We start from the raw sequence: 17,977 nt of genomic DNA, 5'->3' as shown, positions 1-17,977 counted from the left end.
CAAAAAATAGACTGTCTAGTCAATCTAATCTACCTAATCTAAATCATCATGAAATCAACTGTTAACAATTGGTTTGGCAACCTCGGAATGAATGTGCTTTTAAAGTATAAGTACATGGCTTTTATTCTATACCTGGTGGTACTTCTTGTGGGTATTATGGGAATGAAGCGTCTTGTAATGGATAATTCCTATAAATCGATGCTTAGCAAGAACGATTCGATAAGTAAGAATAACGAAATATTTAGTGAGTTATTCGGTAATTCCGACTACGTGTTCCTCATGGTTGAAGCGCAAGATATTATCGACCACGATGTGTTGAAGTATATGCAGAATCTGGGCAAAGATATTGAACAAAACTTGCCCTTTGTAAAAGATTATATGGGCATTACCAAGGTAGAGTATGTAAGGGTAGAAGGCGATGAACTAATTGTCGAAGACCTCATTGGCAACGAAATTCCATCGGACCTGGAGGCCATCAAAGTGCTGAAAGAAAAAGTATTATCTAAAGAAATTTATAGCAACAGGCTCATAAGCGGCGATGGGAAAGAAGCAGGCCTATTTATAAGGTTTAATGTAATACCAGATACTGCCTATGTATTAAAAGAAATACCTGAGGGACAACCCAAAGGGGTGTATTTCTCACACCAAATTTTTAGTAAGAATGAGATCGATGACCTTTCGAAATACAATACGTTAAAAGATGCGCGAAGATTGATAACGCCTTCATTAGAATATTTAATGGAGAAAAATAAAGGCGAGTTCAAAACAACTGCAACCGGAATACCAATTTCAAACTACTATGTAATGAAAACTTTGCAGACAGAGACTGGCCGAACATTTATGATAACTCTGGTGCTTGCAATTTTATTATTAGCTTTTCTTTTCAGGTCGTTTGCAGGGGTAACATCACCAATTTTGGTTATTATCAGCGCAATCATTATCACCTTCGGAACCATAGGATGGTTTGGTATCGTTGTCTCTACTTTTGCACTGGTGGTGGCACTTTTAATTCTTGTTTCTTCTATTGGATATGCCATACATCTTCTTAACCATTTTCAGGCCCATTACAGGAAAACAGGAAATCGACGCGAAGCGCTCAGATACATGTACGAGAATTCGGGTTGGCCCTGTTTTATTGCCGCAGCCACCACAACAATTGGTTTAGTTTCCTTTGTGATGGTAGATATGGTTCCGGTGCGAAATATGGGTATTACCGGTGCCATAGGAGTATTTGTTACTTTTGTACTAACCATATTCCTAATTCCAGCCTTTTTATCGTTTGGAAAAAGCAAGCTAGCCAATACAAGAATAACCGAGCGAATCACCGAATACCACGAAAGCAATTTTATGCGTTGGTGGGCAGGATATACAGTTAAAAATTTTAAAATCATTGGCATTGTTACAGCGGCATTTATTCTGCTTTGCGCATTTTATGTGACCAGGATCACAGCCGACACCAATTACATTAACCTTTTCGGCGAAAAAAACAAATTCGTCAGAGATGCTATGCATTCGACTGAAAAAATAGGGTCGCTTTACTCTTACGAAATTCTTATTGAATTGCCAGAGGAGGGAATGGCAAAAGATCCTGCAGTATTAAAATCGTTTGAAGACCTCGACACACTAATAAATTCTTTCCGTACCACAAAAATTATTAATTCGGTTAATGAACTATTAAAAGACATTAATAAAACAATGCATGACAATGATCCGGAGTATTACAAAGTACCTGAATCCAAAGAGCTGATTGCGCAATACCTTTTATTGTATGAAATGTCGGGGGGAGAAGAGTTGGCAAACTGGGTTGATTTCAGTTATCAGAATCTCCGTAAATCGGTAAGGGTAAAAGAATCAACCACCGATTTAATCTATGGCTTTGACGAGATAAAGGAATATGTGCAAGGTCATTTTCCTGCAGGTACAAAGGTAAAAATTGCAGGCGATATGGCCATCATGCTGCGTGCTGTAGCATCGATGGTAGAAGGCCAGATTTTGTCAATTCTGTTTGCCTTTATAGGCATTTCTATTATGATGATTATTACTCTGCGTTCATTTGTAGCCGGACTATTGTCCATGATACCGAATGTGATTCCACTTTTCTTTATCATGGGTTACATGGGTTTTGCCGGAATTACTCTTAATATCCAATCGATGGTTGTTGCCCCCCTGATTCTGGGAATTGCAGTGGATGATACCGTACACTTTTTCCTTCATTTTAAGCAAGAATTCGAGAAGACAAAGTCATATAAAAAAGCGAATGCCGATACCATGGCAAAAATCGGATGGTCATTAGTCCATACATCAATCATAATTATGGTGGGGTTTCTGCCCTATGCATTCTCCATAGTAACCAGTTTAAAACAACTGGCCATCTTAACCATTTTGGGAGTATTTATTGCTTTAGTGGCCGATTTGCTAATCACACCCGGCTTGTTTGTTCTCCTCAAACCCTTTGGAAAACCAACGGAAGAGGATAATAATGATGAATTAAATAAGTATGAACCTATTAAAAAGGAAATGTATGCCTAACAGAAATTTAATTTTGGCAGTGTTAGCTGCTATGCTTGTTTCAATGCCTGTTACTTTCGCACAATCCGGACTGGAAGTAATGAAAAAGAACGATGAGCAAATATCGTCCAACGATGAAAAGGTAAAAATAACCATGACCCTTATCAATGATAAAGGAAAAACAAGGGTTAGACAGGTTGAACGCTTCAGGATTACCGATAAAAACAACAACAGGTCGAGCCTGATCCGGTTTTTATATCCGGCAGATGTTAAAGATACAGGATTTCTCGAGATTGAACATTCTGATAAGCCAGACGACAGCTGGCTGTATTTACCAGCCTTGAACAAAAGCCGCAGGATATCTGCAGCCAATGAAACAGATAATTTCATGAGTTCGGAGTTTACTTATGAAGACCTTGGCAGTGAAAAGCTCGATCAGTTTAAGTATACCCTAAAAGGCTCGGAAAAAATCAACAATGCAGAATGCTTTGTAATACTTGCCGAACCCGCTTCCGATATTATTCTCAAGCAAAGTGGTTATAGTAAACGAATACTTTACATTTCTAAAGATCACTATGTTACCATGCGAATCGACTATTATGATAAAGAGGGTAAACTTCACAAACAGCTTTCATCGGAAAACATAAAACAAATTGAGGGTACGGATAAATGGCGTGCCGGTAAACTAAGCATGAAAAACCTACAAACAAATTATTCAACCCTGCTTGAATTCGAAAGTTTTACCATTAATAAAGGTATCAGTCCAGATGTTTTCACGCTTAGAAACCTTGAAACCGGTAACTAAAAAATGATTTTTACAAATTTTTATTACTTCAACCATGATAGCTAAAAGGTTTTTCCTCCCTATTTTTTTACTATTTGCCATGAATGTATTTGGGCAAAGCGACTTAAAAAATTTGGGACTTGGCGGTTTTGCTGAACTCGACCATATTTCTTACTTTAAAAATATAGAAGGAAAAATAAACGGAAGGAACCAGGCGATTCTTCAGCTCGAATTGGACAAATCAGTGAATAAATCGGTGAGTTTATTTTCGGCTGTCGAATTCAGGGAAGATTTTTCTGATTCCTCGCGTAGCAGAACATACCTCGATGAAGCCAGTATAAAAATAAATTATGGATTTTTCGATCTCGATATCGGAAAACAAATTATTACATGGGGCAAGGCCGATCAGATTAACCCTACCGACAACCTTAACCCTGTTGATTACAGCGATGTACTGGACACTGAAGATGAAACCATTGGAATACTGGCAATAAATTCAAGATTTTATATAAACGACTGGAAATTGCAAGGAGTATTTGTTCCTTTGTTTACTACATCGGTTTTACCCTATAAATCAAATTCGCGCTGGTTTAATGGATTAGATGTTCCCGAAATGCCATTTCCATATGTGTTGCATATGCAGGAAAAGAAACCAAAAAACGATCTGTCAAGCTGTCAATATGCATTTGCACTATACAAAACATTCAGCAACTGGGATATTTCAACCAACTATTATAAGGGTTATAGTCATGAGCCTGCTTTCGAAGTGAGCCAGCATTTTGTCAGTATAGATACCATATCCATTGATATTACCCATAACTTCTACAAACAACAAATAATTGGTTTTGACTTTTCTACAAGCCTTCAGCAAATCGGGCTTCGAGGCGAAGCTGCTTATTATATGCCCGAAGGCACAAAAACCAACGTGTCGTATTTACAATATGTGGTTGGTATAGACCATAACTTTAGCAATGTTATCGGGAACAACAATTTATTTGTGATGGTGCAATGGATACAGGAACTTGCCGAAGGAGGATTTGAATTTCCTAATCAGGATCTTAATCACCTTTTTCAGAAGTCGGTTATGACCCGTTTGGATTTCGAATTAGGGGCTTCAGGTTCAATATTGCTGCAAGGCATCTATAACCTGAAAACCAGCGATTATTATTTTCAACCTGCCATCGAATACAGCCTGTTCGACGGGCTTAATCTCGAAATGATGTGTGATATTTTAGGGGGTGAAGAAGGTGGTTTTTTTGCCTCTTATAAAGACAATAATAGAATTCACCTTAGACTAAAATATAACTTCTAAAACCTAATTAAATGAAACTTTATTTAATTCTTGTGAAAGTTATGTTACTGACCCAGGTTCAATCGGGTTTGCTGCAGGCTCAATGGAAACTTGAAAAGAAAGAAGGTGGTATTGAGGTATATACCCGGCCGGTAGAAGGTTCAGAATATAAAGAATTCAAAGCGGAAATGGTTCTTGATTGTTCCATGGATGCCATTTTAGAACTATTAAAAGATGCCGACAATTTTTACAAATGGTTACATAATTGTAAAAGTTCCAAATTGCTTAAACGAATTGACCACACACTTCAATACAACTACACAGTTACTGAACTTCCATTTCCTTTCGATAACAGGGATATGATATTCAAGGCGCAATTCTCGGTTAGCAATGGTATTCACAAAATATCTCTGGAAGGCACTCCAAACTATATTCAGGAGCAGACAAACCTGGTAAGAATGAAAGACGCAAAGGGCAGCTGGATATTTACACCTTTGGACGATAGCAAAATAAAAGTAAGTTATCAATTATGGGTTGATCCGGGGGGAGCCATACCTGCCTGGCTTTCCAATCTGAAAGTTGTAGAAATTCCTTATGAATCGTTAAATAACATGCGGATGCAACTCGCAAAATAAAACAAATCCTGTTGAATGTCTTTAAAAGCAATAAATACGCTATTTATAGGTTTCATTTTTATAGCTCCTATTACCATGATTGGAATCCACCCGCGACTGAAAGAATACTGCTTTCCGGCAAATTATGTAATGATCGATAGTAATACCTACTTTGTCAGGGGTGGTGGCAGCAATTCAACCGTTTTGATTTCCAACGATCGAAAAAAAATCGTTGTAATCGATACAAAATCGATTCGTTCGAAAGAATTATACAAGTTTGTATACTCCATAAACCGCAATGCCGAAATAATCATTATCCTTACACATTATCATAGCGACCATACAAAAGGCTTAAAGTATTATAAGAATGCCTATACCATAGCTGGAAATTACAGCGATGCGGACTGGAAAATGCATGCAGGCATTCCACTGCCAGACGAAAGGATAAAAATTAATCAATCTAAAACGATAGAGTTGGATGATGAAACCATCTGCATCGAAAATATTGGTGCAGCTCACACAAGAAACGATCTGGTGGTATTTCTTAAAAAGAAAAAGATTCTGATAACCGGCGATCTGGTGTACATAGGATTTCATCCTGTAATGAACCACAAATATGGCACCGATATCAACCATTGGATCGATAGGTTAAAGATTATCGACAAGGCATTCGATTACAGAATTGTTATTCCAGGGCATGGCGAACTTTCGAATCGTGATTGCATTATTACCATGCAGAATTACCTTAAAGATATTCAACTTGCTACTAACGATGAATCCAGACTTAAGGATATACAAACCAAATACAAAAGCTACCTGACGGTTCCATTTTTGATTGGTTTAAAGAGAAATCTGCGTTTTGTGAAGGAAGAGAAAAAACAGGATGAGTTTTAATGGACTCCACATTTCTCATAAATCCAGTAGAAAAATTGTCGAGGCAAACTACTTCATAACCCTTCGCTAACAAGGCTTTGCAAAATCAATCAACTGACTTTTCATCCTGCACAAAAAAACCCAACTCCGACGGATGATCCTGCACCCATTGCCCTTTCTTAACTTTGCGCAGCATCCAGATTGCTAAAATGTCGCCACCTGCAGCAATGGTATAAAAAAAACCAAAAAACCATACAGCAAAGCTACCATTGAAATAACTGATGGCTACAGGGGCCAATCCTAAAACCAGCAAAGGCAATGCTGCACCGATTATAAATGGTATACGCTGCAGCGGCACGGTGCAATGGCAGTAAGGGGTCAAATATTCCCATTTCACACCAAATCGAATGCTTCGCCAGCCATTTCTGGTAAAAAACACCCATCCCAGAGCGTGCAGCAGTTCGTGTACAAAAATTCCAGCCGTTACTGCAGCAAAAAAGCCCAGCCAGCCAAACAACACATGCTCGCCGGAAAGGGAGCGAAAATTGATGGCTTCGAAACCATGTAATAACCAAAATGGAACAATGAGCAAAAAGCCAATGGGCACAATAAAAGCAAATGCCAGGGCATTGGCTTTGGCAATTGAAAGGACATATTCCTGTTTTTCCTGCATGAGATCAATAAATTAATTTTGCGATGCCAGTCACAAACATAGAAAATCTAATACAGTTCTTAAACAAAAGTTCCTAATTTGCAGTTATACGGGTTATTAGTTACTTAAAAGCTCTCTTATGCAACCTACCGAACTAGTATCGCAAATCCTGCAAGCCTTATCTGATGCACAAAAGGAAACTGCGATCAACAACTTATTGATGTCATCGCCTGCTCCTTCTGCAGAGAATGAATTTCTGTTTTTTATCAAACCCGAATTGACTCTGGCCAACACTGGTATAAACCATCGTGAGGTATTTCAAATGATTCTTAATAGCATCGATCGCTTTGGGTTGCAAATTACGAGTATAAGGTTAATCAATGCTGCCTACCTGAAGCAACACAAGATAATTAGCATGCATTACGGAGTTATTAACCAGCTTTCGGCTGCGGCAAAAACTTCACTCAGCACAGAGGCCATTACCAGATTCGAATCGCTTTACCACGAAACTGTTGCTTCTGCCAACCTATTGGGCAGCCTTGAATTTCTGGAACAATATCCCTTCTTTAGTCCTACAGCCCTCTCCTTTTTATGGCAAAACTCACCAACAGAAAAGCTGGCAGGTGGCACCTATGTGCAAAAGTTAAGCATCGATGGCAAAACCACTTACCTTATCAATGGATTTCATCCCAGGCAGTTGGAGCACTTCATAGCTCCAGGCCGTTGCATTGTGGCGATGAGCCTATCTGGTAAAACTGATTGGACAACCGCACGTAACCTGCTGATCGGAAAAACAAACCCAAAAGAGGCTGCGAAAGACAGCATCAGAAATACTCTTTTCAAAAACGCCAAAATCTATGGTCTGCAAGAAATTTCGTCGAGCTGGAACGGAGTGCACCTTTCGGCCGGACCGGTGGAAGCTTTGGTTGAATTAATGCGTTTCACATCCGGCTACCAAAATGGAATGTATAGCCAACCGGAGAATTTTATTTTTGGAAGAAAAATGATTGCGGAATTCGGAAAGAAAAAAACAGACTATTTTCTGAATAATCCAACTATTCAGTTCTCAGGAAGAAAAATGCCGGTATTCGATTTAACCGAAGAAAAAAATCCTGTGGAGTGTATCGAACTGTTGAAAGATGCTTAGTAGCCGATGATTTCGAAAGGTACATCGATGTTCTCCATGAACTCCTCGCCTGAGTCGAGCATGTCTTCATCTTCTTCTTCGTAAAACCACATTACCTGAACATTGTGACCAGATTGAAAAATTTCCTCGAGTTTGATAAGAATATCCTGAATTAGTTTGGAAGTGGCCGTATTGAAATAGATGTATCTGAATACAAATTCGGTCGAATCGAGGGGTTCAAGCTTATAATCTTCAAGCCATTCAAGCACAGGCTGGTAAAACCTCACCACATCTTCGGGCAAGGATCTTCCCGATATCTCAAATACCCCAATATTTGGGTCTAAAATAACCTTTGGAGTATCGTTGGTGCCTTGGATATTGAGTGCTTCCATATCAAGCTTTTAAAAACAACGGGAGAATAATTGAAGTAAAATAAGTAATTTGTTTGAGTATTGCCTAATATTTAATTAACATTTCGCACAAAAAAACACCGGAGTGGAACAAGAGGCACAACTTCCATCGGAATTGGCATTGACAAGCCTGACATTGTATCCGTGGCGTTCGATGAGCCTGATACCGCAAGAAGGACAATGTGTATCGGAATAGCCCGACCTGCCAACGTTGCCCATGTATACAAATTTCAATCTCTCCGAAGCTATTTGCGCAAATTTTTCGAGGGTTTCTTCAGGTGTGGGGGGAGCCTGGTAAAGATTATGCGGAAAATAACGTGATAGGTGTAGTGGTACCCAATCGGAAAGATTATGCACATACCAATTCAAAAATTCAACAAATTCGTCCTCTTTATCATTGACTCCGGGAACAATCAGGCAGGTAACTTCAAGGTGCCTTCCGGATTTATAAATAGTCACCAGGTTTTCTTTTACCACGCTAAGCTCGGCCAGTGTGTATTTACGGTGCACTTTATCGTTAAAAGCTTTTACATCCACATTAAAAGTATCGATAATCTGAAGGTAATCTTTCAGCGCTTCCTGTCCAAAATAGCCGTTAGTAACCATCGCAGTTTTTAACCTGCGTTTCGAAAAATAATTAGCCACCTCCATGATAGTCTCATAAGCCACCGAAGGCTCGTTGTAGGTGAAGGCTATGCCCACATTGGCAGGACGACTGCATGCAAGCTCATAAAGCTGTTGCACAGTAAAATGCTTCGAATGAATGCCCTGGCTCATTCCTTTTTGCGAAATTTCGCAATTCTGGCACCACTGGCAGCGCATGTTACATCCATAGCTTCCTACCGATAGAATTTCCCTGCCAGGATAAAAATGATACAATGGTTTTTTTTCAATCGGGTCAAAAGCCATGGAAGAATAGAGTTGATAGGCTTCGGCTACCAGCTTTCCCCGTTGGTTTTTCCGTACCCTGCAAACTCCGGTTTGTCCATGCTTTAACACACACTGATGCGGGCAAAGTAAACACTGAACCTTGTTTTCGCCTAATGATGTATAATGTGCTGCAAGCATGCTAACAAAATTACTTTCTTTAAAATTAAGAATATTTCGCGGGCATTTACTGCCTATACTCTCCTAAAAAGGAATAAAAATACCGGAAAACCAGTCAGTCGGTTTCCGGCATCTGACTTCGAATGGATTGGAATACCTATAGTGTTTATTAGAACCTTAGCCTTCTAATTTACAGATGGTAAAACTGAATATTGCTTGCTGTATCCAATCATTTGCCCGGCATAATTGTCGATGTATTTTATTTTTACATCAATTATCTTATCTCCCTCGGTTACAAGTTCAAATTCGGGGTTCACAAAACCGGCATAGGGTGCAAGCTGGAGTTTTTTATACCTTTCGAGTACTTCTTTATGCAGTGCCGGGTCAACCACAACACCATAGCTTTCAACAAGTTTTTTACCAGCCTCGTAATCGCCCTCGGATTTAATGCGCTGCACCTCTTTTAAAAGCTGCCCAAACAAGTCGCGCAGTTTGTTAAAATCGTTGACCGTAAAATAGGTTTTGCCATCCTTCACCACTTTTTCAATTACCTTCTCCTCCAGACCTTTTTCGTAGCACCACGAGGCAATCAGCTGACGGTTGCGCATGTGGGCCTGTTCGATGTTTTTTCCCGGATCAATGCGTTTCAGCTGTGTCATGAGTCCATTGCGGATGTATGCAATGTATTCGGCACGGGCCACGTCGAGGTTGGGTTGAACGCCCAGTTCCACCATTTTGGGATCCATGGCATAATAAAGTGCAAACAAGTCGGCACGGGTTTCTTCGAGTGCCGAACCGTAATTTTTAAGTGCATCGGTACTTACACCAGTTAACAATTGTCCCGAACCATGACCCAGACATTCGTGTAAATCGACATGCAGGTTATGAGCCAGGTGACCGTATTGTTTTACCAGATCCATTTCTTCCTGGTTGTACGAGAATTCTTCGAGTTCGCCGGTTGCCAGGTCAGCCTGGCTATATGCATATGTAATGTTTTCCATGGTTACCGATTTCGAACCGTGTTGCTTGCGTATCCAATCGGCATTGGGCAGGTTGATACCAATAGGAGTAGCAGGGTAGCAATCGCCGCCAAGCATGGCTACTGTAATTACTTTGGCACTTACACCTTTCACCTCTTTCTTTTTAAATTCGGGGTTTATAGGCGAATTGTCCTCGAACCATTGGGCATTACTGCTGATAATCTCGGTACGCTTGGTGGCTTCAATGTCTTTAAAATTTACCACCGATTCCCAGGTTGCTTTCAACCCAAGCGGGTCGTTGTAGTTTTCGATAAAGCCGTTTACAACATCCACTTGCGACTGTGTATCCTTCACCCAAAGCACATTGTATTCATCCCATGTTTTCAGGTTGCCGGTTTTGTAGTATTCGATGAGTTTCGCGATAGTCGATTTCTGCAAGTCGTTCTCGGCAACCGTAAGAGCTTTTTCGAGCCAGAACACAATATTTTCTATGGCTGGTGAATACATGCCATTCAATTTCCAAGTAGCCTCGGTGAGTTTGCCATCCACTTTAAGTACTTTCGAATTCAAGCCATAGGATACAGGGGTTTCGTCGTCTGGGTTCTTCATCGATTGGTAAAAATCCTCTACCTCTGTTTGAGTGATTCCTTCGCCATAAAAGTTAACCGCCGAATGAATGACCATGTCTTTTCCCTCTTCCTGAATAATCTTTTTCGGCCAAACAGTTGAATCGAACATCACCAGCTGAATAAGGGCAAGGGTTTCGGTAAGATTCTTACCGGGTGCAAGTGCAAATCCAGCCGAATCTGACTTTTCCACCAGCTCTTTAAAATAAGCTTCTGAAAAACCAGGAGTAAATTTGTCGGACGAATAATGGTGGTAAATACCATTGGCAAACCAGATTCGCTTCAGGTAGACTTCAAATGCCTTCCAGTCGGGAGTGGCTTTATCGCCCGAATAACTCTGATAAATATTTTCGAGGTTTCGACGGATCAGCAGGTTGTATTCGCCATTCTGGTCGAACAAAATATCGCGGCCATATTTTGCAGCTTCGGCAAGGTAATAGATTAACTCTTTTTGCTGCAGGCTTAACGATTCGAAACCGGGTACCTTATAGCGCAGTATGCGCACATCGGCAAACTGCTCAAGTACGTAGTTAAAAGAATTGTCGGTTGTTTGAGATGTATTGTCGGGATTTTTACACCCCATTAGCATGGTCAGCATAAGCATAGAAATAAAATAAATTCTGTTCATGGTAATAGTTTAAAAATCAAAGTTAGAAAAAAGGACGAAGCCTGAACCAACAAATGATTGCTTAAAAGGAGTTAATTTATTCGATCACTGAAGGATAGTTTTTGCTTTCGGGGATTGCTCCTTTTTCCTGCAGGCGTTGAATAGTTTGTAACAAAGGTTCCTCAGGTAAAATAACGTTATCGTTTAGCCAGTATCCGGGTGTTGTAGTTTCTACCTGTCGGGCCAGTACATCGTCCGGCCGTGAGGTTTCCTTAAAAGGAATGTGCTTTAGAGTTGTATCGGCCATATTGGTAATTACAAACTCCGAAGAGGAAGTAAAGTTACACGAAAAGCCTTTGTTGTCTTTGCCACGTAATTTCTTCACTTTAATTCCGAATTCGGTGCGTGCATACTGCAGGTTCCAGGTTTGGTTATAATAGCGATATTCTACCGTATAACACGCAAACTCCGGATCGGCACGGTAATTCCGGGGGGTCTTTTTCACTAGCAGCGAACGGGCATACTTTAATCCCGATGGGTCGAGTTCAAATTCGGCTCTTACCAGGGCAAGGCTTTCAGAATCGAGATATAGCTTGCCGGAATAACCTGGGTATTGCACACCCTCTTTGGGTCGAAAGCCAATGACATAGGTCTGCTGGTTTTTATACATCACGGTCGGAAGCATGCGGTATTCGCATTCCTGCCCAGCTTCTTCGCTGTAAAAGTAACTGCTGTATTTAGCCACATCGAGCCTCAGACCATTGTACAAACCTCCTTCCACCACCAGGTTTACCAGTTCCGATTGGCTGATGTTGGTTCCCTTACGGCCCTTTACAAACCGGATCTGGTCGTCGGCCTGGCTTATGTAGGATGTTTTGTTAATCTCTACCAATGCCTCGCTGAGCGAAATATACTCATCGTTTTGTTTCGACGATTCGCGAAAAAAAGCGGTCATGTAGCGATTCTCTGTGGGGTGATTTTCCTTTCTGGCCTTGTAAGAGGCTAACACCAGCGAAAGGGCATTGCCAGGACGTATAATCACTTCTTTAATAGGCACGGTGGCTGTTGTAAGCTCCACCATCAGCATACTGGTTAACCATTCTTCGGGCATCAGCTTGCTGGTTAGGTACCCCATGCTGCTTACCAGTAAGGTATCGCTGGTATATTCTTCAGGAATTACCATTCGAAATTCCCCATCGGCGTTGGTAATGGTTCCCATGCTGCGCTGAGAGAAAAAGACGGTGGCAAAAGGAACAGCATTCTCCTTTCTGTCTACAACCTTTCCTCTGATTACAATTTTTCCGGGCGAAATATTTCCGGTACCCTGCGGCGATAGCACTACCAGATTGCCACGCACGATATACTTTACCTCTTGTGCCGGAAACAAACGATCGAGCAACTGGACTACCTGATAAGTGCCGTTCTCTATCTCCACCATGGTGCTGGGGTTTAATGCATCGGAATAAACAAAGCTAATTCCGGTTTGCTTCTGAATGGTATCGAGGTAAGAAAAAACTGTGCCTTTTTCGAAACTGATAGTTAGACTTTGGTTAAGCACGTTCTGGGCACCCAATGGAAGGGATACGATCCATAGAAGCCAAAGGAAGCATATCAGATTTCGTTTGTACATTAATTGCTGATAAATATCCGGTTCGAATCGAGTTGGTAATTAAAAGTTTGCATGGTGCTTAAATCGATCATTTCAAAAATATCCTCCAAAGACTGATTGCGGAACGTAGCGGTTAAGGTCTCAGTGAGTTCATGCTGCAGATTAAGTTCCAATTTTTTGTCGTAGCATTCGGCAAGAGTAATAAAAACTTCGTGAAGCGGTGCCTGACGGAATTCCAATATGCCTGTCCGCCACGCCAATGCATTGGCATTGAAAGCTTCCTTATCCTGAATTTGTTTTTGGTCGACAAGAAAGGTTCCCATCTCGTTTCTCAAAAGCTCTGTGCGGTTTTTCTTGTTGGCCGTTTCAAACATAGCCACATGTCCGGTTACAACTCCCACTTCAACAACTTCGTTTGTAGATTTTACATTGAAGGCAGTACCCAATACTTCTATGGTAGCTTCCGAAGCAAATACTTTGAAAGGGACAGCCTCGTTACGATGCACTTCGAAAAAGGCTTCACCCTCGAGAATTACATCGCGGTTTTCTTTTCCAAACTGGCTGTTATACAACAATTCCGAATGTGCTTTCAGTGTAACCACCGAACCATCGGGCAGGTTTACAAGCCGATTGCCATTCTGTGCAACCAACTGGTAATAATCAGACTCAGGCTGGGTGGGGATTTCTTTTATCAGCAGGTTGAACAGATATACCAATCCAAGCGCCATTACCAAAATGGCCGCAATGCGCAGCAGATATCGTGGCAGGGGAATACGATTCATGCGTGGAGACAAGCCCATGCGTGCCTTTACTTTTTTCCAGTCGGCTTCCACATCGATACCTTCAAAGGGCTTCAGGTCGGGCGTGGTGTCAATCAGGCGATCTGCTTTCTCCCTGTTCTCCTTTATTTTTTCTGTGTTAATATGAATCGTTTTCATTGCTCGATAATTTAATCATTTTAATATAAATAACTAATAAATCCGACAGCCCAAAGTATCAAAGAGGCTGTCATGTATGGCATCAGCCTTACGCGCAACAATTTGATAGCCTTACTGATTTGCGTTTCGACCGTACGTTTCGACAGTGCCAGCTTTTGGGCAATTTCTGAATTCGAAAGTCCATCGAACCGGTTAAGTTTAAAAATTAATCTGCACCGTTCGGGCAATGCTCCAATAGCCTCCAGCAAAGCCGATTCCAGCTCGGTTCGCCCCATTTCCTGTTCTATGCTATTGTCCATAGTTTCGGAATTACTTAATATATGGTTAGCATAATTCATCTTACTTTTTTGTGCCTGTAAATAATTGAGACTCCGGTTATGAACTGCTTTATACAGGTAAGAAGCCAGTGAGGACTGAATATGCAAGCTTTCTCGTTTCTCAAATAGTGTTACAAATAAATCCTGCACAAGCTCTTTCGAGAGTTCAACATCGCCCAAGAACCTGTGGGCATACATCACCAAACGAAGGTAATATTCCTTAAAAAGAATTTCGTAAGCCGTTTCACTGCCTTCTTTCAGATGCCTAATAAGAATTTCCTGTTCCACCTGTATTGTGTTGGTTGCAGCCATAAAATTAGCAATTGCTTTTATACCTATAACAAACAAAGCGCCTCGAACACGTATTGATCGTGAAAACTTTTTAGCTTGAAAAAGAATGACTGATAAAACACCTCTCCATTAGATAGAGAGTGAATATTTGCAAATTCGGAGAGGAAAAGTATATTTGTAGTACATGACAAAAATCATATCAACAAACCCTTCAAAAATAAGCTATGCCAAAAACAACTAAAATTTTCCTAAGCGAAGAGGATATGCCCCGGCAATGGTATAACATTGCAGCCGATTTACCAGGTGGGGTGAAACCACCCCTGGGACCCGATGGACATCCCATTTCGCCCGATATGCTGGCAGCAGTATTCCCAATGAACCTGATTGAACAGGAAATGAGCACCAGCCGTTGGATTGATATTCCGGAAGAAGTGCTAGCCCTGCTGGCTAAATGGCGACCTACACCGCTTCACCGCGCCTATAGCCTGGAAGCCGCCCTGAAAACACCAGCCCGTATTTATTATAAAAACGAAAGTGTATCGCCGGCCGGGAGCCATAAACCCAACACGGCCATTCCACAAGCCTGGTACAACAAACAGTTTGGTATTAAAAGGCTCACCACCGAAACCGGCGCCGGACAATGGGGTAGTGCCCTTTCATTTGCATGTTCACTTATTGGACTTGAATGCAAGGTTTTTATGGTACGTATCAGTTTCGACCAAAAACCTTTTCGCAAGCTTATGATGCAAACCTGGGGTGGGCAATGTGTAGCCAGTCCCAGTAACGAAACAAACTTTGGTCGAAAAATTTTGGCTGAAATGCCCGATACTCCAGGGTCATTGGGAATCGCCATCAGCGAAGCCATTGAGGCTGCCGTAAGCGACCCCACCGGACAAACCCGCTACACCCTGGGCAGTGTATTAAACCATGTAATGTTGCACCAGACCATTATTGGTTTGGAATCGAAAAAACAGCTGGCACTCTTTGGCGAAAAACAACCCGATGTGGTAATAGGTTGCGCCGGAGGAGGCAGCAACTTTGCCGGACTTGCATTTCCCTTTGCTGCCGATAAAATTCATGGAGCCAAAATCGATATCATCCCTGCCGAACCTACCTCCTGTCCCACCCTCACCCGTGGGCCCTATGTCTACGACCATGGCGATACCGCAAAAATGACCCCCTTGCTGGCTATGCATAGCCTGGGATCGGGATTTATTCCTGCCCCAATACATGCCGGAGGATTAAGGTACCACGGAATGGCTCCTCTGGTTTCGAGGGCTGTGGAAGATGGACTGATGAACCCTGTTGCCATCGACCAGATTGAGTGTTACAATGCCGGAATACTCTTTGCACGTACCGAGGGCATTATACCCGCACCGGAAACTACCCATGCCATTGCCGCCACCATTCGCGAAGCAGAAAAAGCAAGACTCGAAGGCAAAGAGAAGGTAATACTTTTTGGATTAAGTGGCCACGGAATGATGGACCTGGTTGGTTACGATAAATTCCTGAGTGGACAGCTCACCAAACACGAAATGTCAGAAGCAGAAATTCAAAAATTGTTGGCAGAAGTAAAAGCAACCCACCCAGTACCTCAATAGTAGAATCAAATAAGTAAAATTTGGTTTACCCTAAAAAGCGAAAGCCGCTCCTGCAAAGGAAGCGGCTTTCTTTGTATATGCAAAACGGGGAGATTAATTGTAAGCACTTTCGCCATGCTCGTAAACATCCAGACCTTCTTCCTCGATACGGCGGGAGACACGTAAACCATTGGTGTATTTAAGAATGGTAAACAGTACAAGTGACACGGCAATGGCCCATATTGCTACCGATACAACACCGATAGCCTGAGAAGTGAGCAGACCTGCATCATGTCCGTACAGAATACCTCCGGAAGTAGAGAAGAAACCAACCATAAGGGTACCAAATGAACCGCACACACCGTGTACAGATATTGCACCCACAGGGTCATCAATTTTAACTACTTTGTCAAAGAATTCAACAGAGAGTACCACCAGCACACCAGCCAATAGACCAATTACAAGTGCACCACCAGGTGTTACAGCATTACAACCAGCTGTTATGGCCACAAGACCTGCCAAAGCACCGTTCAATGTCATACTCAAAGGAGGTTTTTTGTATTTCAACCACATAAAAAGAAGAGTTGAAAGTGCACCACCAGCGGCAGCAATGTTGGTTGTTACGAAGATTAAAGAAACAGCGGCTGCATTGCTAGTACCAGCAATAGCAAGCTGCGAACCAGGGTTAAAACCAAACCAACCAATCCAAAGAATAAAGACACCCAAACTAGCCATTGCTAAATTATGGCCGGGAATAGCCTTGGTCTTTCCATCAGGTCCATATTTACCAATACGGGGTCCTAAAATCAATGCGCCTACCATGGCCACCCATCCACCTACAGAGTGAACTACAGTGGAACCAGCAAAATCCTGAAAAGGAACAGCTAAAGTAGAGAGCCATCCACCACCCCAGGCCCAATGGCCAGAAACAGGATAGATGATAAGAGTAATTATTGCACTGTAGATTAGATAAGCGTTAAATTTAGTCCTCTCTGCCATAGCACCCGAAACGATGGTAGCGGCTGTGGCAGCAAACACAGTTTGAAAGATTAAAAACGCCAAATCGGGCATATCAGAACGATAGGTATTTTGGGTAAAGAGGTCGATTCCGCCCCAGAAACCATTTTTAGCACCAAACATAATTCCAAATCCTACCAGCCAAAAGGCAATGGTACCAATTACAAAATCCATTAAGTTTTTCATCAGAATGTTCGCCGTGTTCTTCGAACGCGTGAATCCTGCCTCAACAAGGGCAAAGCCGGCTTGCATAAAAAACACCAGAGCCGCCGCAATTAAAACCCAGAGTGTGTTTATCGAATATATTAATTCTTCCATGACATTCATTTTAAGTTGTAAAACAATAGGTTCTATTCTTCTTCGCCCTTGATGTAAAGCGATTCATCACCACGTTGGCCGTTACGGATGCGATACGAGTCGAGCATTTCCGAAACAAATATTTTACCATCGCCAACCTCACCTGTTTTCGCAGCCTCCATAATACATTTTACTGTTTTTTCGAGGTTTTTGTCGCGCACCACTAGTGTTAACATGGTGCGTTCGATGATACTTGTATCGTAGGCCACACCGCGATATATGCGTGCTTCGTGGGTTTTTCCATTACCTCTTACATCCCAGTAAGAGAAAAACTCGATGTTGATGTCATGCAAGGCTTTTGTAACCTCTTCGAATTTTGTTTTTCGAATGATAGCTTCTATTTTTTTCAT

16 protein-coding genes are annotated in these 17,977 nt (G+C 41.6%); 7 read left to right on the top strand and 9 right to left on the bottom strand.

Annotated elements, in window-relative coordinates:
• Nucleotides 1-48 precede the first annotated feature (48 nt).
• The 5 genes from IPM71_14210 to IPM71_14190 are packed head-to-tail and all read left to right on the top strand — an operon-like array spanning nucleotide 49 to nucleotide 6,091.
• Nucleotides 49-2,529, top strand: coding sequence for an MMPL family transporter (locus IPM71_14210; GenBank protein QQS50724.1), 2,481 nt, complete (start codon nucleotides 49-51; stop codon nucleotides 2,527-2,529).
• Entirely contained in the window at nucleotides 2,522-3,313 is a 792-nt protein-coding gene (locus IPM71_14205) for an outer membrane lipoprotein-sorting protein (protein ID QQS50723.1), read from the top strand. The genes IPM71_14210 and IPM71_14205 overlap by 8 nt, the downstream gene beginning before the upstream one ends.
• Before the next feature lie 34 nt (nucleotides 3,314-3,347).
• Nucleotides 3,348-4,604, top strand: a complete 1,257-nt coding sequence (locus IPM71_14200) for a hypothetical protein (GenBank protein QQS50722.1) — start codon at nucleotides 3,348-3,350, stop codon at nucleotides 4,602-4,604.
• 11 nt (nucleotides 4,605-4,615) lie between these two features.
• Entirely contained in the window at nucleotides 4,616-5,218 is a 603-nt protein-coding gene (locus IPM71_14195; GenBank protein ID QQS50721.1) for an START domain-containing protein, read from the top strand.
• Nucleotides 5,219-5,233: 15 nt separating this feature from the next.
• Nucleotides 5,234-6,091, top strand: coding sequence for an MBL fold metallo-hydrolase (locus tag IPM71_14190; GenBank protein ID QQS50720.1), 858 nt, complete (start codon nucleotides 5,234-5,236; stop codon nucleotides 6,089-6,091).
• An 85-nt stretch (nucleotides 6,092-6,176) separates the two neighbouring features.
• Here the strand turns inward: IPM71_14190 and IPM71_14185 are convergent, their stop codons facing one another.
• Nucleotides 6,177-6,743, bottom strand: coding sequence for a DUF3267 domain-containing protein (locus tag IPM71_14185; GenBank protein QQS50719.1), 567 nt, complete (start codon nucleotides 6,741-6,743; stop codon nucleotides 6,177-6,179).
• Between the two features lie 118 nt (nucleotides 6,744-6,861).
• On the opposite strand from IPM71_14185, the gene IPM71_14180 reads away from it, so the two are divergent.
• The gene (locus IPM71_14180; GenBank protein ID QQS50718.1) at nucleotides 6,862-7,869 is read left to right on the top strand and encodes a hypothetical protein; all 1,008 of its coding nucleotides are present in this window, start codon (nucleotides 6,862-6,864) and stop codon (nucleotides 7,867-7,869) included.
• Here the strand turns inward: IPM71_14180 and IPM71_14175 are convergent.
• From IPM71_14175 to IPM71_14150, 6 genes are all read right to left on the bottom strand, one after another.
• Nucleotides 7,866-8,240, bottom strand: coding sequence for a DUF1987 domain-containing protein (locus IPM71_14175; GenBank protein ID QQS50717.1), 375 nt, complete (start codon nucleotides 8,238-8,240; stop codon nucleotides 7,866-7,868). The two genes, IPM71_14180 and IPM71_14175, sit on opposite strands and share 4 nt — an antisense overlap.
• Before the next feature lie 75 nt (nucleotides 8,241-8,315).
• Nucleotides 8,316-9,326, bottom strand: a complete 1,011-nt coding sequence (gene amrS, locus IPM71_14170; GenBank protein ID QQS50716.1) for an AmmeMemoRadiSam system radical SAM enzyme — start codon at nucleotides 9,324-9,326, stop codon at nucleotides 8,316-8,318.
• 164 nt (nucleotides 9,327-9,490) lie between these two features.
• Nucleotides 9,491-11,515 (bottom strand): dihydrofolate reductase, encoded by a 2,025-nt coding sequence (locus IPM71_14165; GenBank protein ID QQS52845.1) that lies wholly within the window; start codon nucleotides 11,513-11,515, stop codon nucleotides 9,491-9,493.
• A 100-nt stretch (nucleotides 11,516-11,615) separates the two neighbouring features.
• A complete protein-coding gene (locus IPM71_14160) occupies nucleotides 11,616-13,148 on the bottom strand; it encodes a carboxypeptidase-like regulatory domain-containing protein (protein ID QQS50715.1) in 1,533 nt (510 codons plus the stop codon).
• The gene (locus tag IPM71_14155; protein ID QQS50714.1) at nucleotides 13,148-14,065 is read right to left on the bottom strand and encodes a FecR domain-containing protein; all 918 of its coding nucleotides are present in this window, start codon (nucleotides 14,063-14,065) and stop codon (nucleotides 13,148-13,150) included. The genes IPM71_14160 and IPM71_14155 overlap by 1 nt, the downstream gene beginning before the upstream one ends.
• Nucleotides 14,066-14,085: 20 nt before the next feature.
• Nucleotides 14,086-14,694, bottom strand: coding sequence for an RNA polymerase sigma-70 factor (locus IPM71_14150; GenBank protein QQS50713.1), 609 nt, complete (start codon nucleotides 14,692-14,694; stop codon nucleotides 14,086-14,088).
• Between the two features lie 203 nt (nucleotides 14,695-14,897).
• Between IPM71_14150 and IPM71_14145 the strand changes: the two genes are divergently transcribed.
• On the top strand, nucleotides 14,898-16,274 hold the full coding sequence (locus tag IPM71_14145; GenBank protein ID QQS50712.1) for a TrpB-like pyridoxal phosphate-dependent enzyme: 1,377 nt from the start codon (nucleotides 14,898-14,900) through the stop codon (nucleotides 16,272-16,274).
• Between the two features lie 93 nt (nucleotides 16,275-16,367).
• On the opposite strand, the gene IPM71_14140 is transcribed toward IPM71_14145, so the two are convergent.
• Together IPM71_14140 and IPM71_14135 are read right to left on the bottom strand one after the other, a co-directional pair.
• Complete coding sequence (locus IPM71_14140; protein ID QQS50711.1) at nucleotides 16,368-17,597, bottom strand: ammonium transporter; 1,230 nt, start codon at nucleotides 17,595-17,597, stop codon at nucleotides 16,368-16,370.
• 23 nt (nucleotides 17,598-17,620) lie between these two features.
• Complete coding sequence (locus tag IPM71_14135) at nucleotides 17,621-17,977, bottom strand: P-II family nitrogen regulator (GenBank protein QQS50710.1); 357 nt, start codon at nucleotides 17,975-17,977, stop codon at nucleotides 17,621-17,623.

It is taken from the genome of Bacteroidota bacterium (genome assembly GCA_016699695.1).
Lineage (GTDB): Bacteria > Bacteroidota > Bacteroidia > Bacteroidales > UBA10428 > UBA10428.
This window is presented reverse-complemented; position numbering and strand designations above follow the sequence as displayed.

Coding starts and splice junctions, on each gene's coding strand:
- IPM71_14135 (QQS50710.1), bottom strand. CDS start 17,977: ATGAAAAAAATAGAAGCTATCATTCGAAAAACAAAATTCGAAGAGGTT.
- IPM71_14160 (QQS50715.1), bottom strand. CDS start 13,148: ATGTACAAACGAAATCTGATATGCTTCCTTTGGCTTCTATGGATCGTA.
- IPM71_14200 (QQS50722.1), top strand. CDS start 3,348: ATGATAGCTAAAAGGTTTTTCCTCCCTATTTTTTTACTATTTGCCATG.
- IPM71_14195 (QQS50721.1), top strand. CDS start 4,616: ATGAAACTTTATTTAATTCTTGTGAAAGTTATGTTACTGACCCAGGTT.
- IPM71_14210 (QQS50724.1), top strand. CDS start 49: ATGAAATCAACTGTTAACAATTGGTTTGGCAACCTCGGAATGAATGTG.
- IPM71_14165 (QQS52845.1), bottom strand. CDS start 11,515: ATGCTTATGCTGACCATGCTAATGGGGTGTAAAAATCCCGACAATACA.
- IPM71_14175 (QQS50717.1), bottom strand. CDS start 8,240: ATGGAAGCACTCAATATCCAAGGCACCAACGATACTCCAAAGGTTATT.
- IPM71_14140 (QQS50711.1), bottom strand. CDS start 17,597: ATGAATGTCATGGAAGAATTAATATATTCGATAAACACACTCTGGGTT.
- IPM71_14205 (QQS50723.1), top strand. CDS start 2,522: ATGCCTAACAGAAATTTAATTTTGGCAGTGTTAGCTGCTATGCTTGTT.
- IPM71_14150 (QQS50713.1), bottom strand. CDS start 14,694: ATGGCTGCAACCAACACAATACAGGTGGAACAGGAAATTCTTATTAGG.
- IPM71_14145 (QQS50712.1), top strand. CDS start 14,898: ATGCCAAAAACAACTAAAATTTTCCTAAGCGAAGAGGATATGCCCCGG.
- IPM71_14180 (QQS50718.1), top strand. CDS start 6,862: ATGCAACCTACCGAACTAGTATCGCAAATCCTGCAAGCCTTATCTGAT.
- amrS (QQS50716.1), bottom strand. CDS start 9,326: ATGCTTGCAGCACATTATACATCATTAGGCGAAAACAAGGTTCAGTGT.
- IPM71_14155 (QQS50714.1), bottom strand. CDS start 14,065: ATGAAAACGATTCATATTAACACAGAAAAAATAAAGGAGAACAGGGAG.
- IPM71_14190 (QQS50720.1), top strand. CDS start 5,234: ATGTCTTTAAAAGCAATAAATACGCTATTTATAGGTTTCATTTTTATA.
- IPM71_14185 (QQS50719.1), bottom strand. CDS start 6,743: ATGCAGGAAAAACAGGAATATGTCCTTTCAATTGCCAAAGCCAATGCC.